Below are 16,394 nucleotides of genomic sequence, written 5' to 3' on the forward strand. Positions count from 1 at the left end.
ATCGCCTAATCTTAAGCCAAGGAAAACTACCAGCGAGTAGTTAAGTCAAAATTTCAGCGTTTCAGGTTATCTATTTAGGAGAGTCATTCATGCGTAAATTAGTACTCTGGGGACATAGTGTTGATGAGTATCGTGAGATGTTTGATTTGTCTCAAGAGGATATGAATTCCAAGATTTTAGAATATGGATGTGGTCCCAGTGCAGTAAACGCCCAACAGTTTCAGGAAGCGCATCAAGCCGTAAGTTGTGATCCTTTGTTTGTTTTGGATAAAGATACATTATCCTCCAAGGCGGTTATGATTTTTGCACAAATGGCAGATGAAGTACGTCGAGAACAAGATCAATTTGATTTCAGCCGCACTGGAGGTATAGAGCAATTACTGGAAAACCGTCGTAATGGCATGAAAAAATTCTTTGCCGATTATGAGCAGGGTAAGGCTGAAGGACGATATTATGGTGCAGCAGATTACCATTTACCTTATCCGGATTTCTCTTTTGATTTTGCATTAAGCGCGAATTACTTGTTTGCTGATTTGGAAGATCAAACAGTCGAATTCCATGTAAATGTAATTCGTGAATTAGCAAGAGTAGCCAAAGAAGTAAGAATTTTTCCCTTAAATGACGTGGAAGGTAAGACCTCTGAGTTCTTAGGTCCCGTATTGCTTGAATTACAAAAAGAAGGATACGGAGTAGAAATTAGAGAAGTAGATTATCATTTGCATAAGTCTGAAAACGCAATGCTGCGTGTTTGGGCGCAGAAATGTGATATCTAAATTAAAGTAAGTTAGGGAAAAGCGCTGTGCCTTTGCCATTAAGTTAAGAAGTACACGATTTTAACCCTACGTTCCGCATGGGCAAGTCGCGGGACGTGGGTAAGAGAGATGACACGTAGTATAACCCAGGAAAATCAAGGTTTTTTATGTATTCAATGTTACGTCCTTTACTTTTTAGTATGGATCCTGAAAGTGCACATACTTTTAGTTTATCTGCTTTGCATTATGTACCTGAGTTTTGTTTTAAAAAGGCTAAGCCTAAACCTACGGCAGCCTTAGGATTACAATTTCCTCATGTTGTTGGTTTGGCAGCAGGTTTGGATAAAAACGGAGAGCATTTGGATGCATTAGCCAAATTAGGTTTTTCTTTTATCGAATTGGGAACAGTCACACCAAGACCACAAATCGGTAACCCAAAACCACGATTATTTCGGTTACCGGGAGCTGATGCAATTATTAATCGCATGGGGTTTAATAACCAGGGTGTAGATGCTTTGGTGAACCATGTAAAAAAAGCACATTATAAAGGAATTCTGGGCATCAATATCGGTAAAAATAAAGAGACTTCGTTAGAGCATGCTGCGGAGGATTACATTCATTGTTTGAGAAAAGTGTATGAATATGCTTCATATGTAACCATCAATATTTCCTCACCGAATACTCCCGATCTTCGCCAATTACAGCAGAAAGAGTATTTTGCCAATTTATTGTCGCAAATTCAGGCGGAACAAATTAAATTATCTGATACATTCCAGCGCCATGTTCCCTTGGTGATTAAAATATCACCAGATGAAGCGCCAGAAACATTAAAACAAATGACTGAAGTGATTTTGAATTATGGTATTGAAGGAATTATTGCGACGAATACAACCTGCTCTCGCAACGGAGTGTCTCATTTACCTTATGCTGAAGAAACCGGGGGGCTAAGCGGTAAACCGGTATGGGAGCTATCTACTCAGTGCTTGCGCTTGCTAAAACACTATGTAGGTAACGACGTAACTTTAATTGGCGTCGGGGGTATCGATAATTGCAGGAGCGCGCAGGCAAAGTTGGATGCAGGTGCTTCATTAATCCAGGTATATACGGGTTTGATTTACCAGGGACCTGGGTTGGTATATGAGTTAGCAAAAGGATTAAAATAAAATAGTAGATAAATAGATAAAAGAATTCTGTGTTCATCTCTTCTATATACGGCGCTTTATGCGTGGTATCCAGGACGATGCGTTGAAGTATTCCTGAGTTCTTTTTTAAAGTAAGATTCTCTGGATACCGCGCATAAAGCGCGGTACGTAAGGCAAAATTCGTGAGATTTTCTCTGGATTCGATGGAATAATATTTAAGATGAAATGTATTACTAAAGATCTGACAGCACAAATGGAGTCTTGCATCAAGCAAACTCATATCGAAGTAACACAGCAGTATTCTCAAGGAAAGATCTTGGAAATTAATGGAGGAGCTGCGTGTTTTTCAGGATTTGATTCATACTTGTCACAGGTAGTAGGATGGGGATTTAATACGAAATTTAAGCATTTTCAGTCTGAAATTGAATGCATAGAACAATTTTATAAGACATTAAATCATAAACGAGTAGATATTGAATTATGTCCTTTTGTCGGAAATGAACTCACCGCATTTTTAAGTCAGCGGGGTTATTGCATCAGTGAATTAAATAATGTCTCAATCCTGGATTTAAAAACATATCAACCACTTGATTGGGCTGCAGGTTCTTTAACAATTAGAAAAATAAAATCCAGCGAAACAAGAGAGTGGGCGAAAAGAGTAGCGCTAGGCTTTGATGCTCCTGAAGCTGAAGATCAATTTGTTCGTTATGCCCAATCTAAGGGAGTCAGTGCCTATGCTGTTTATGATAATGAGTTCATTGTAGCTGGGGCAACACTTGCCATGCATGGCGACTTTTGTGATTTAGGGGTTACCAGTACTTTACCTGCTTACCGAGGGAAGGGGTTACAAAAAAAATTATTAGTAACCCGATTGAATACAGCAAAACAGCATGGGTTGTCTTGGGCAACGGTTACAACAGAGCCTGGGAGCGTTTCCGATTGTAATGTGCAAAAAATAGGATTTCATTGTGCCTATACACGAATCAAAATGACCTTGGAATGATGTTTATTTGCCAATAGTTAGCGGCAGCGGTTTTTAAATGTGAACGAATATTCATCCCTGGTTCCATTGCGCTGTACCCAGGCGCCTAGGCGCTTTAAGGAATATTAGCACTTCAATGTAATAACAGTTACAATAACCCATGTTTCGATTGAACCACTTGTCATGAAAAAGAAACTTTCTGTTAAAACCAGCATTTTATACAAACGTTTGTTAGCTTATGTGAAGCCATTTTGGGCCATACTGGCATTAGGTATTTTTGCCAATATTTTGTATTCCCTGATTGATGCAGGTTTTACCTACATGATGCGGCCTTTTTTTGATAAAAGTTTTATTAATGTTGATATGGATTTTATTAAAAAAATTCCTTATATCATTCTAATAGGGATTACTTTGAGGGGGCTGGTGAGCTCCGTGGGCAGTTATTGTATGACCTGGGTTGCGCGCGCTGTGGTTAAAGTATTAAGGGAAAAAGTTTTTAACCATATTCTTCGCTTACCTGCGGATTTTTACGATGAAGCAACTTCAGGACAAATGCTTTCTAAAATTCTTTATGATGTAGAACAAGTAGCTCAGGTTAGTGCAGAGGCTTTGACAGATATTGTTCAAAATACGTGTTTAATTATAGGCTTTCTCACTGTCATGATGGTGATTTGCTGGCAATTATCCCTTATGTTTCTGTTAACCATTCCCTTTGTTGGTCTTATTGTGAACTACACCAATAAACGTGTGCGACGAATCAGTCATAAAGTACAAAAAACAATGGTCGAGGTGACTGAGATTGCGAGTGAAGCAATAGAAAGTTATAAAGTAGTGCGCATTTTTGGAGGTGCTTCTTATGAATCTGAAAAATTTACTAAAGCCATAGAGTATTCACGTCAGAACGACATGAAAGTTGCAGCAAGTAAGGCACTTAATGTCTCTGGAGTGCAAATTGTTATCGGTATAGGGATTGCAGCAATCATTGCGGCAGCCATTAAATTGTCTACGGTAGTGATTATTTCTGCAGGATCTTTTTTAGCAATTATCGCGGCAATGATTCAGTTAATTAAACCGATGAAAACCCTCACTACTTTAAATGCGGTAATTCAAAAAGGGTTGGCTGGAGCAGAAAGTGTCTTTCATCTGTTGGATCTCCCTGTAGAACAAGACCAAGGAATTGTTCTATCGCAAAGATCAAAGGGCTCTCTAGAGTTTAAGCATGTATCTTATGCTTACAGACAAGGGGAAAAGGTATTACATGATGTAAATTTTACTGTTGAATCGGGTAAAACAGTTGCATTGGTAGGACATTCTGGAAGCGGTAAAACGACTATAGCCAGTTTATTACCTCGTTTTTATGAAGTAACTCAAGGTATGATTACTCTGGATAATATACCCATCAATCAAATAAGTTTAGCCAGTTTACGTGAGCAAATGGCTTTGGTAAGCCAAAATGTGACGCTTTTTAATGATACTTTGGCTAATAATATAGCGTATGGTCGCCCAGATGTAAGCCGACAACAAATTATACGCGCCGCTAAAATGGCGTTTGCCGATGAATTTATTAGTCGTTTACCCGAAGGGTATGATACACGTGTTGGCGAAAATGGGGTGTTGCTTTCTGGCGGTCAGCGGCAAAGAATAGCAATTGCGCGTGCCATTTTGAAGAATGCACCCATTTTAATTCTCGATGAAGCAACATCTGCCTTGGATAGTGAATCAGAACGATTCATACAAATTGCTTTAGAAGAAGTAATGAAAAATCGAACGACTATAGTCATTGCACACCGTTTATCAACGATTAAGCATGCAGATAAAATTATTGTGATGCAGAACGGATGCATTGTAGAGCAAGGCACCCACCAAGAATTACTTGATGCACAAGGATATTACGCCCAGCTTCAAGGCATACAAAACTCAGATACAATTCATGAGGATGCACTAGCCTGATGTCTTCGTTCCTGGAACAGCTATGGTATGGCCATCATCACCCTCTACAATGGATATTGCGTCCATTATCTTGGGGTTATTCCGTGATTGTTTCGGCTAGACGCTATTTTTTGCAACGTTTTAGTCAAATAAGTTGCCCAGTTCCTCTCATTGTTGTTGGTAATATAACAGTTGGGGGGGTGGGTAAAACCCCTTTGGTTATTGAATTGGCCAAGAGAATACAACAAAAAGGATTAAGGGTTGGCATTGTGAGTCGTGGTTATGGAGCAACAATAAAGCAATTCCCCTATGAGGTTCAAGTCAATGATTCCGCTCTAAAAGTTGGAGATGAGCCCTTGCTGTTAGCACAAAAAACCAAATGTCCGGTAGTAATTTCTCCCAAACGAACCCAGGCTGTACGCTATCTTTTAGAAAAACATCAAAGCCAAATCATTATCAGCGATGATGGATTACAGCATTACCGTATGGGAAGAGCTATTGAAATTGCTGTTATTGATGGGACTCGGGGATTAGGGAATGGTTTGTGTTTACCGGCAGGCCCCCTAAGAGAATCTGCTCTGCGCCTGGAACAAGTTGATTTTATTGTGGTAAATGAAGGTCAATGGAACAATGCATATCCCATGAAATTAAAACCCGGAAAAATTAAAAAATTAAGTACGGATGAGGACATTGATGTACATACATATGGAAAATGGGAAGCGATTGCTGCAATTGGTAATCCTCAACGTTTTTATTCCACTTTATTGCAATTAGGGATAGAATTCGACAGTTGTTCTTATCCTGATCATTATCAGTTTAAGCCAGATGATTTGAATTATTCCAAATCACCTATTATTATGACGGAAAAAGATGCAGTGAAATGCCGAGCATTCAGTTCGGACACCATGCATTATTTACCTGTGGACGCTGTATTGGATGATGCATTTTGGGACGCATTGTGGTTACATCAACAGTTAAAGGGTTATTGCTGATTATGTTTGCTTGGATTCGCTGTTTTTTATTTTTAATAATATTCCACATATGTACAGGGGTGTTTGCATCTGAAGTGGAGCCCATGCCGCAACCGGTACAATCCGTCGAACCAACCATTGGAAGTTGGACTTTTTCGGGTATGGTGAAAAATGAGAGCGGGGATAAATACGGCTATTTTTTTGAAATGCAGCGTCAAGGCTCAGATTTCCATACTAAAGCTGCGTTAATTGATGGACAAACAAACCAATTGGTATTTTTTTACGAAGGCAAAGAAAAAAAAGAACAATCGACAACGCTTGATTGGCATGTCGGTAATTCGTTTATTCGTTTCAATCCAATTAATGACAGCTGGATTTTTGGTGTTAAAGCAGCAGACAAAAAAGGTTTTAATTTCAAGGTGGACATGTTAAAGCAAGAAAATAAGAACAATGAAACCTTAGTCTTGCGTCCTGGTGTACAATTTTCCGTATTACAGACAAGCCAGCTTAATGGACATTTACGGATTGATGATAAAGAACAATTTGTTACCGGGAACAAAGCCTGGTTTGGTAAATTAGTGTTAAACAACGATCAAAAAGATGCTCATGAGATTAATACCACTTTTTGTCGTTTAAATGATGAGAATGGATTTTATTTTGCAAATCTTAAAGAAAAGGATGCAACCAGCGCAGCTGTTGCAGGTTGGTTTGATCCTTTGGGTAATAAAGTAAAAATGTCTCAATTTGTTTCATTAAAGCCTTTAAAAGATGATCAGTGCATGCTGAGTATTGGATTGCCCAAACTGCATTTAACATTGGTGAATACTCTGAAGGCAAATGATCCCACAACACATACTGTTGCAGGCTTTTCTAAAGACAGTCGAGAGGGTTTTTGTTTTGTGACGCAACAATCATTTTTAAAAAATACTGAACTCGATATGAAGAATGTCAAGTTAACGGCTTGATTTTTATTCGTTTCGCAGCCTGGGTGCAGCGCACTGAGGGATCGAAGAGCCTCCAATAATTTTTTCGCCTACGTACCGCGCTTTATGCGCGGTACGTAGAGAAATTTTAAATAAAAACTGACGATACCTCAGGTGCCGCAGCCTGGGATTAAGACTAGGTACTCAGGCATGAGAATATCTTAGGTAAGTATCATGGTTGAATCTTCTCTTTCAACAGTTGTACCTTCCGGTTGCACTATTTCTTCTTGCTTCTTGTCCTTGCGGCTTGTAGCTTGAGTGCTGCTCATTGCATTTAATTTTTTCACTACTTCAGGAGGCAAAGCAAGCTCTGGAGGAACTGTTTTTTTAGTAGATTCCCCCCCTACATTTAATGCCTTCGTCATCTTTTTATGCGAAGTAGACTGTGGTTGTTCCAGATGAGGGTCTAATTTTGCTTCTAATTGTAGTGCTAATTTAGGATTTAAAATCCACATGGCATCGGCTAGAGCTGGGATACACATATTAGGCTCATCATTTACCCACCAACCTAAATCCGCCATCGCATCACGTACCAAGTTTGCCTGTTTGTTATGTTTATCGAGTGCATAGCGCAATATGGTGACAAGTGCTTTCTGTGGTTCATCATAGTCAATAGGAAGTTCTTTATTCCAACTCAAAAATTTAAACCAAGTGTTTTCCAATTTTTCATCATATTTTTTTTGAAATATATCGCATAAATGTTCTGTGCTTTGCTCTTTTGGCGCTGATATCTTGTATTGACCCAGGACTTCTTTACTTTTGTAAAATTCAGACATTAACAAGGCATGCATGGTGGCGGTTGGATGAACATCATCCCAAAACATATGCCTCATACCAGGAGATGTTCCATCAGGATTTATCTTATAATCTGATGAGTCTTTGTACGCTTCTTTTAGTTTTTTGACGTCAAAGTATTGAGCGTATTTTGATTGTTCACCGTGTATACGAACATCATCATAAATCTTACTAAAGACAGTGTTGATATCGAATAGATCAATAGAGCAATCAGAATAATCTTTTTTTAGTTTTTCATATTCAGCTTTTAATTTCTCATTATAATATTTTGCTATTTTTGCAGCGTTATCTCGTTCTGATTTAGGCTTATTCTGAAAACGCGGCGTTAATGATAAATCGGGCAAATTACATAGAACAATATTTTTATAACCTTTATCCATTAATTTCTTAATATTCTCAAGGTTACTTTTTATAGCCAGATCAGCTGCTTCTTTTGTTGGTTCTGAATTAGCTGTAATTAAATCATTGGCTCCAGAAAATACAGTAATCAAAGTCTTTTCTTTTTCGTCGGAAATTTCTTGTTTCTCAACGTCTTCTAAGAATTGATTCACTTGCTTAGTCAAGTTGGATACTATTAAGCGAGTGAAAAAAAGCTTTATCGAGGTAAATGGAGAAAGAATGGAAAGAAAAAGACCACTCCAGCTGTAGTTATAGGATGTTGCACCGCCTTGGGCGTAGTTTGCAAAGAAATTTTGTCCGTTATATTGAGCAGTACGGCCATTATCGAGTGAATAATATTCTTCAATATCTTTTCTATAACGCGGATCTGTTATTACCTGATCCGATATATCATCAGAAGATTCTCGCAGAGCAGGAGCTTTTAAAAGTCCCCTTTTTCTCTGAATAAACTCACGTTGAACATTCGTTTTATGTCGATGTGCGATTGCAACATCAGCTATATCCGTGTTATCTATTATATGCCTAGGATTTATTGGACCTTCTGGCGCAAATAGATGTGCTTCTTCTCTGGCTTCTATTCGCTTTTTGCGTCGTACCTCTCTTATTTCTGATCGTATTTCATCTTCAGTATAATTTTTTTCGGGTGAATAGAGAACATCATCACCTATATCTGTATTATCCAGGTTATATTTTCCAAAACGACGTGCAGAATCTTTTTTTATTTTATCGTCATTAAGGAATTTACTGATGAGAGTGGCTCGAAGCACATCTGCCCAAGTATAACCATTGGTGAAGCGTTCTTTAGGAGACTTATCTAATCCTAATGTTTTTTTCCATAATCCGTTGATCCAGGAGCCTAGGAAAGAAAACTTTTCACCCATATTTTTACCGTCGGAAAGGCTATCACCCAATACGACATAGTGGGTAATTTCTTTTTTAGGTTTGGAGGGTTTGGGCTCTCTTTTGGCTTCTGCCATATAAAATAACTACATGCTGATCAATAATTGTATATTTTATAGGTTAATTATTAAGGTTTTATTAATCAAATTAAGCATGGCGAGAAAGAAACGTAAAAAAGGAGAAAAGATAAATAGTTAGCGTAACTATATCTCTTTCTCCGGGAGAAATTGGGATAAAACGCTGGCAATTACTAATGCAGCTGGAATGATTAAAAGAGTAAGTTGATAATCCCCTAAGGTATAGCTATTAGTATTGCTTTTGGCGTAGTCAAGTAAATAACCTACAAGCGGCTGTAGGAGTGGGGCAGTGGCCATGGCTAACGTATTGGTGAATCCAGTACAAGCAGAGAGTGATTCGGGCGGTGCCAGTTCATTGGCAATGGTAAACGCAAGCATATAGGCCCCACAACACAGTCCAATTGCAAACAACATAATTCCAACAAGCAGCAGGTTATGTATTGGTAAATAAAGAACAAGGATGAATAAAATGGCAGTTGATAAACAGGAAATATGGATTAACGGTTTGCGCCGAGACAGTTGTATGGAGAGCCAACCATAAATGGGACAGCTCAACCCCGCCCCCAACAAGATCATTGAGGTAAGAATACTGGCGCATTCTAGAGAGCACTTCAATTTTAACTGGAGAAAAGGAACTGCCCACATTGCAGCAAAAACAGTAATAACCGAAAACTCTAATCCAACAAATAATCCATTAAACCATACCAATTTATTTTTTAACATGAGCACCAAATGCTTTTTATACTGCTGATAATTATTGATTACAGGTTTGTTACTGGGAATAAACGCCGCACATAAAACAGCAATTAAAAGACCAACTACTCCGGCTCCTGCAAGAAAATAATGCCAGCTAATGTGATTTATCTGCGATCCCATTCCAATCATGCTCAATACAGTAATTGTAAATCCTAGTGTTTCGGTAAGCCCAATCATAAAAGCATAATGTTTTAGAGGATAATGTTGGCGTAGTATTCGCGTCATACCCACAAATGCAAAAGCGGAGCCGCCTCCGATAATCAGTCGGCCAAGGAATAACACAAATAAGTTATTTCCTATAGAAAATAATAAACAGCCCAAAGCACACAAGAGTGCGTTTAAGGACATTAAGGTTCGTGTATTAAATCGATCAAAAAGAAGCCCTACAGGAATTTGCATTGTGGTATAGACATAATAAAAGGCACTGCTTAGTAGGCCGGCAGTGAATGCAGTGAGTTGTTTCTCATGCATTATGGCGCCAATAACAATTCCAGAAGATAATTGTAAGAAAAATTGAAATAATAGAAAAAATACGCCGACTAACCATATGGTGGTTCTTTTGGATTTGCATGAATGTGTTGAGGCTAATAAATTCATTAATTCTGTTTCGACAAAAAGGCGAAATATATAGCATCCTGGAGAAAGTGTAAATTTATTTTAAAAAATGTGAGCACTTATTGTAGCTTGTCTGCTGGGTGCGGCGCATTGAAGCCTGGGGTTAGGGGTATGAAGGAATTCTTTGATCTCGGGTTTCGCTGCACCCAGGCTACAAAGCTATAGTGCTTCCAAGTACTATAAATATAACCAAGTATTTATCGTATCTAAGGAAAATGAGTGGTAGGCACACCAGCGCTTAATAATACTATTATCTAATGTTGCTGATATCCCATGTACCCCCGGCGTCAGTTTTTCTTTCAGGAACGTTAATGCGGCAAGGTTATGGATATAAAATTCCGGATCGATATATTTCATTGGTGTGGGATCATTGAGTATAAAATTAACTGGCATTTTATGATTTAAGACTTCTTCATCACTAAAATGAGGGCCAAACTCATCATAGACACCTAAATTTGCCAGAATTTTTCCACTAAACCAGGAGTGAGGATAATCACTCATAATTGCTTTTTTTCCGGTTGCGGTAACAACCACATTCGCCTCGATTAATGCACGTTCCAGCGCGCTGAAATCCTGGGGATCGATCGCTTTGATACCCAAGTTTTGTGCTAAACTTCTTTGCTTTTCATTAGGGTCAACTACAAGGACAGGTACTTTATTTTGGCTGCAAAAATAGGCGAGCCCGCGCCCAATCTTCCCAAATCCAAATATAATCCATGATGTTTCTGCTGGATTGATTCGTGTTAATTGAGCCAGAGCCATATGACTGCTTTCAGCACATCCAAAAACTGTTTCGAGTTGTTTGGTCAATGTGCGATCCACACTAATTACAGGAAAGTTAAGCGCTTGTTGTCGATAAAATTGATCCCCTGAACCTGTTAGTTCGATTGCGCCAATTTTTGGCTTTCCCAAAAATTGATAAAGCTGAGCACCACAATCAAAATAAAGATCAAAAATTTCCCCGACAAGTGAATGAGGATCTTCTACATACCGAATCTTTGCTTCCTTTAAAGAGGATACCGCATGGGGATGGGCACGACAAAAGTCTGTAGGATTAGTGACTGTAACCTCAGCACCAGCTTCAATTAAGCATGCTATTTTTAATAAAGTATTCGTTACTACAGGAACATGATGGATTATACGTAATCCGGTCAAAGGGCGTGTGATGCTCCATTCAGCGATTTGTTCATACATAAAAGGAGCTTCTGTCTGCGGGTATTTTTGGAAAAATGTTTTTAGTGCGTCCTGCATCATGTCGTACAAACAGTAAAGAATGCCTCATCCTAGCATAATTTATTCATGCAGAATATTTTCTAAAAAAATAAAATTAGCCTGAGTACAGTACAACCTGAGGTAACGTTCAGTTTTTGATGAGAAACCTCCACAAATTTTTTCGCCTACGTACTGCGCTTTATGCGCGGTATCCAGGGGATCTTGCTATAGAAATGATCAGCAGCATCTTAAAATATCGTTCTGGAGATCGCGCATAAAGCGCGATACGTAGTAAAATTTAAGCAGTACGTAGAGAAATTTAAAATAAAAAACTGACGATCCCTCAGTACAGTACAACCCAGGCTACAATAATTTCTCTATTTATATTATGGTCTTAAAGACAATCTGTTCTCCTCAGTAGAAGAACTGCTAAAACCAAGCCAGTTTGCAATCCACTGCCAAAAACCAGGGTCTGGCTCATGCTTTTTAACTTGAAAAAATGAATAATGCCTCAAATTCTCTTTTGGATTATTTATTTGTTTTAAATAGGTTAATTCATCACGGAACAGGGTACGAGTAGCTGTAGCATCATCGTCATTAATTTTTTGATTGATTGACTCAATCAATTCATCGAGATGAAGTAACTCTTCCTCAGTATAAGAATTTAGAATTGCTCTTTTGAGACGTTTTTTAGCCGTATCTTCATCGTTAAATTTCAGTTGGGACACTAAATCTTTTTTTAATTGAGTTCCATCATCATTAACCAGGATCGCATATTCTAGAAGATAGACTTCTTGTTCTGTCTGTGCCGATTTAATTAAATTTTTGTAGTGTTGAGCACGAGTTTGACCCCGATAATAATCAAAAAAATAAGAAAACCAGCTTAAAGTTTGATCCCGATGTTGCAGATAATAATCCAATGCTTGCATGCATCTTTTTTGCAAGGCAGCTAGATTAGGTTGGGGCGTAACTGATTTAGAAGGTAATCGTTCTTCATTTTTTTGTCGTGTTGGCGAACTCACGGAAGGAGGCGGTGGGAAATAGCCCTGAATCTCAGGTAAAACAAAACGCTCAGGTAAGTTTGTTTGTTCTAAGGTTTCACGAAGTAATGTTATTGTGGTATTAAATTCTTTTTGAGTTTCTTCATTTTGTCCTGAAAGCGGTTTGTTAAATTGCCTGAGTAAACAATAAAGCTTAAATTCCAATTGACACACTTGTTTAAAGCGAGGGTTTTCTATCAACCTTTCCAAAAGCGCAACATGTTCTTCATTCAGGTAATCCGGAGAAATATTTTGCCCTGCCATAACTCTTTTTATTTGCGCCAGATGATTTACTATCTCTGAATTTTCGATGGCCTTATCGAGATCAATGTTCTGCTCTCTAATAATCTTCTGGCATTCCTCGAATATTTTACCAAGCTCCTCAAGTGCTTGTTTTAATGGCAAACTGTTAAAGGTGTAGCGGTAAATTTGATTGTTTAAATCAAGTTGTTTTTCTAGCATATTAAACTCAATACGTTCCAGAGTTTTTTGAATTACTTCTCGATATGGAACTGCGAGTTGAGTAAGGATATATGAGTTTGTGTTAGTTAGAAGTCGAAACAGCCGCGGGCGGACGTCAATTTTATCAAAGTGTGCTTCAAGATTTTCCAAGTATGCTGTAATGATGTCTCCATCATGCTCTTGAACCCATTGTTGCGAATCTGCATCCAAATCAGCCAATTCTTTATTCTCAATAAGATTGGCTAATGTTGCCCATTTTTTTTGCTTAAAAGATGCATCTAATAATTTTTTTACACCGTATTTTTTTTCGAATAAAGGTATAACTTTTGCAAAAAGAACAGGATCTTTTAAAAAGTTTAAAATATTTTCATCGGGTTCACCTGGTAGATCACTTTGCTCAAACAAGGTATTAAATATCTTCTCATTTTTTTCTTTAATTGCACGTTTTAAAGGATTTAAATAGAGTGCAGTATTTTGGAATAAAGGATCGTGTTCTGGATTCTTAATCGAATTGAGTAATGAGGTTCTGGGGTTTTGTACATTAGCTTTTAATACTAATTGATAAAGTCTGCCATAACCTTGAGCATAGACTGTATCAAACAGAGTAGAAGTGGATTGATCGCCAAATAATTGATGAATAGCACTTTGCTGTTCAGTGGGACTCAGAGTAAATTCTTTGGTAAGCAGCAGGTTGGCTATTTTTGTTTGCTTTTGGGAACAGCTAAAAAGAAACAATTCTTTGAAATCTAATCCGAAATTAAGAGTAGATTCAATAAATGGTTCTAAAGCAGAATCATTACCTTTTTCTATTGCTTGTTTAAGTGATTCTACAAGAGGCTGTTTTAATTTAGTTTCTGGAGCTATGCTTCCCTGAGTCAAAAACTGAACAACTAATCTTTTATAGTTGCTGGCTAAAGCAGAAATAAAGATTTGTTCGGTTAATTCTTGTTCGAGTATTACTCTCTCTTTAGTCAGTAAAAAATCTATAGGTTTTAATAAATTATTGTGTTCTAGCAGAGATACAAGTTTTGGTTTTTGTTTTAAAGCTGGGAAGCTTTGTAGCAGCAATATGATCCCATTTTCATTTTTGTCTTGGATTAACTCATTAAGGAGTTCATCGAGTTCTTCCTCTTCCCAGGCTACTTTGCTGCATAATATTTTTCCTAGCCCCAGAAGCTTTCTTTTAAAGCAATCTTTGACCACCTTTTTTTGAGTGGACTCATCATGTTTCAATGAAAGTGTATCGGGCGGAAGCATGTTAACTACTCGATTGAGTTTAGTCAGTTTCCCAGGATCTGTAGTTGCATCATTGAGGTATTCATTAAAAAGCTGTGGTTCCTTTTGTACACAGAGCGTTATTGCCGGGGCAATATTCCAGTTTAAACTGTATTCTAAAAAGAGTTGCTTTATCTTAGGACTTGCTTTTGCAAAACACCTTTCGATGATTGAATAGTCATCATAGTCAAAACATAACATGAATAGTGCGCGTACGTCTTGGATGTTGTGCAAGACATTAAAATTTAATTGGGCGAGTGTGGACAAAATCGATAAGTCTTCTTCTGCTAATCCTTTTTTATAGAGAAACTCCAAGGTTTCTTGTTCAAGATGACTTTTTTTAGATTCCAGTTTGCCCTGGAGAAATATGCTCATTTCTTTATTGCCGTTCAATATGGCAATAGTAAGCGCACCTTTGATTACTTCTTCAGGAAGATTATTTTGCCAGGCATTTTTGACATGCTCATTACGTCGCAGGAAAATCAATATATTGAGCAAGTTAGTTGAACCTATGGAAGTGTTTAAATCAATTAACTGATACTGATGTTCATCAATATTTTTCCAAACTGTAGACTGTTTTGTTTGTTCCGCCCAGGCGCGTGCATAAGTTTCGAAAATAGTTTTATCATTGCGTTCCATACACTGGGTGAGCAAATCTGGGGCTTGAATATCGATAGTAAACCCATTTTCGAGAAGTCTTTTCAGAGTAATCGCATTAATTTCTTCGATGACTTCTTTATTGAAAATGGAAGGGAATGACGTGGGATCAATTTTGGAAGTCGTTAATTGATTGATTAACAGATTTAAAACATGATGTTGGTTAGCAATGGCAGCACATTGAATTTGTTTGATTATTTGTTCTGGGGATAACTTACTTAAAAACTGATTTATTGTTACAGTATCTACTTCTTTTTTAACAAAAGTTAAAAGTTGCAAATGGTAATAAGTTGTTTGATTTTTAGGTTCTTGAGAGAGGCTTAATTGTTCAAATAACTTTAATATTTTACTGTAATCTGCCTCTCTTTTCATTAATAACAAGCGTGCTTTTACTGGTTCATTAAGAAACTTCTGCAGTTCATTTTTTAATTCATCGTGTTCTTCTCTTGTAGGGTATGTTTGGAGATAATGGGCAATTAGCTTTTCTGCTTCTTTAAGGTTTCCAAATAGGGTGAGTAAAATTCCTCGCAAGATGGCATTTTTTAAAATCGGTGATTTAGGTTGTTGCAATAAAAGATCATTAAACTCGGGACGAAAATATTCCTTCCCTAAGTTATCATAGTTGATTTTCTTTTGTTGAAATAAGTATTTGAGAGTTTCGATATCACGTGCCATGGCCGCAAAGAAACTCGAATTCGCATCCGCCTGACTCACAAAGGCAATTTGATGTAATTCATCATGAGAAGGGTAGTGTTCAGGAGTTGCATTGGGATGTGCAAATGCACGAATTACTAGACCGAAAGAATCATCGTTATATTCAAAGCAGTCTTTAATTTCCTTGATTAATTCATCAACTGTTTCAAATTCTTTTGTTTTTCTATTGTAATTCGGATCGTAAACAGTATAAGTATATTTTCCATTTGCGACAGATAAAGCGATTGCATGGTTTTTACTGAAAATTAAATAGGATCGATTATTGCGGGCAATTTTTTTGAAGATTTCTCTCCAGTGTTCTTCATCTGTTATGAATCCTAAATTAAATTCATTTCTTAACGGTTTATTCCCAATATACAAGAGTTTTTCAATATCACTTTGCAGGATTTCATAATGACTGAACTCCTCAGTTCGGAATGCTTTTTCAACTTGGATTATGAACTGATCAATGGCATTATTGGTACCAAAACTATATGTACTGGGCAGGGTGGCTAACTTATCAAGCAAATAAAAAAATTGTGAGGTTTTATTTTCTAAAGCATATTTGATATATAAAGCAGCCAGTCCAGCACAAATTCCTTTTTTATTCAATTCAAAATCGATGTTGTTTTTTTGCTTTAGACAAAGATTTACTGCGCTAATAATTTTGCCTTGATTGGGCATAGTTCATCTCATTTATTTTAATTGTTGCGATTATAAGTGACATGTTAATTTAACTCAATTCATAATGATT

At 37.4% G+C, this 16,394-nt stretch carries 10 protein-coding genes; 6 read left to right on the top strand and 4 right to left on the bottom strand.

What is annotated here, in order from left to right; translation table 11 throughout:
- Positions 1-89: 89 nt before the first annotated feature.
- The 6 genes from LXO92_RS09065 (at position 90) to LXO92_RS09090 (ending at position 6,741) form a co-directional block, all read left to right on the top strand.
- A complete protein-coding gene (locus LXO92_RS09065; RefSeq protein WP_182352361.1) occupies positions 90-773 on the top strand; it encodes a hypothetical protein in 684 nt (227 codons plus the stop codon).
- A gap of 146 nt (positions 774-919) precedes the next feature.
- The gene (locus tag LXO92_RS09070; protein ID WP_182352362.1) at positions 920-1,915 is read left to right on the top strand and encodes a quinone-dependent dihydroorotate dehydrogenase; all 996 of its coding nucleotides are present in this window, start codon (positions 920-922) and stop codon (positions 1,913-1,915) included.
- 199 nt (positions 1,916-2,114) lie between these two features.
- Positions 2,115-2,897: a GNAT family N-acetyltransferase gene (locus LXO92_RS09075; protein WP_232890834.1), complete on the top strand. Its 783-nt coding sequence runs from the start codon at positions 2,115-2,117 to the stop codon at positions 2,895-2,897.
- Positions 2,898-3,059: 162 nt separating this feature from the next.
- Positions 3,060-4,826 (top strand): lipid A export permease/ATP-binding protein MsbA, encoded by a 1,767-nt coding sequence (gene msbA / locus LXO92_RS09080; protein ID WP_182352364.1) that lies wholly within the window; start codon positions 3,060-3,062, stop codon positions 4,824-4,826.
- Entirely contained in the window at positions 4,826-5,797 is a 972-nt protein-coding gene (gene lpxK, locus LXO92_RS09085; RefSeq protein ID WP_182352365.1) for a tetraacyldisaccharide 4'-kinase, read from the top strand. Before msbA ends, lpxK begins: the two co-directional genes overlap by 1 nt.
- Positions 5,798-5,799: 2 nt before the next feature.
- Entirely contained in the window at positions 5,800-6,741 is a 942-nt protein-coding gene (locus LXO92_RS09090; RefSeq protein ID WP_232890918.1) for a hypothetical protein, read from the top strand.
- Positions 6,742-6,920: 179 nt separating this feature from the next.
- Here LXO92_RS09090 and LXO92_RS09095 read toward each other — a convergent pair whose 3' ends face one another.
- The 4 genes from LXO92_RS09095 to LXO92_RS09110 form a co-directional block, all read right to left on the bottom strand.
- Complete coding sequence (locus LXO92_RS09095; protein WP_232890835.1) at positions 6,921-8,834, bottom strand: SGNH/GDSL hydrolase family protein; 1,914 nt, start codon at positions 8,832-8,834, stop codon at positions 6,921-6,923.
- 222 nt (positions 8,835-9,056) lie between these two features.
- On the bottom strand, positions 9,057-10,283 hold the full coding sequence (locus LXO92_RS09100; RefSeq protein ID WP_182352367.1) for an MFS transporter: 1,227 nt from the start codon (positions 10,281-10,283) through the stop codon (positions 9,057-9,059).
- A 195-nt stretch (positions 10,284-10,478) separates the two neighbouring features.
- The gene (locus tag LXO92_RS09105) at positions 10,479-11,555 is read right to left on the bottom strand and encodes a saccharopine dehydrogenase NADP-binding domain-containing protein (protein WP_370529193.1); all 1,077 of its coding nucleotides are present in this window, start codon (positions 11,553-11,555) and stop codon (positions 10,479-10,481) included.
- Positions 11,556-11,899: 344 nt separating this feature from the next.
- A complete protein-coding gene (locus LXO92_RS09110) occupies positions 11,900-16,324 on the bottom strand; it encodes a hypothetical protein (protein WP_232890837.1) in 4,425 nt (1,474 codons plus the stop codon).
- Positions 16,325-16,394: the final 70 nt, after the last annotated feature.

This window comes from Legionella resiliens (assembly GCF_021344005.1).
GTDB classification, from domain to species: domain Bacteria; phylum Pseudomonadota; class Gammaproteobacteria; order Legionellales; family Legionellaceae; genus Legionella; species Legionella resiliens.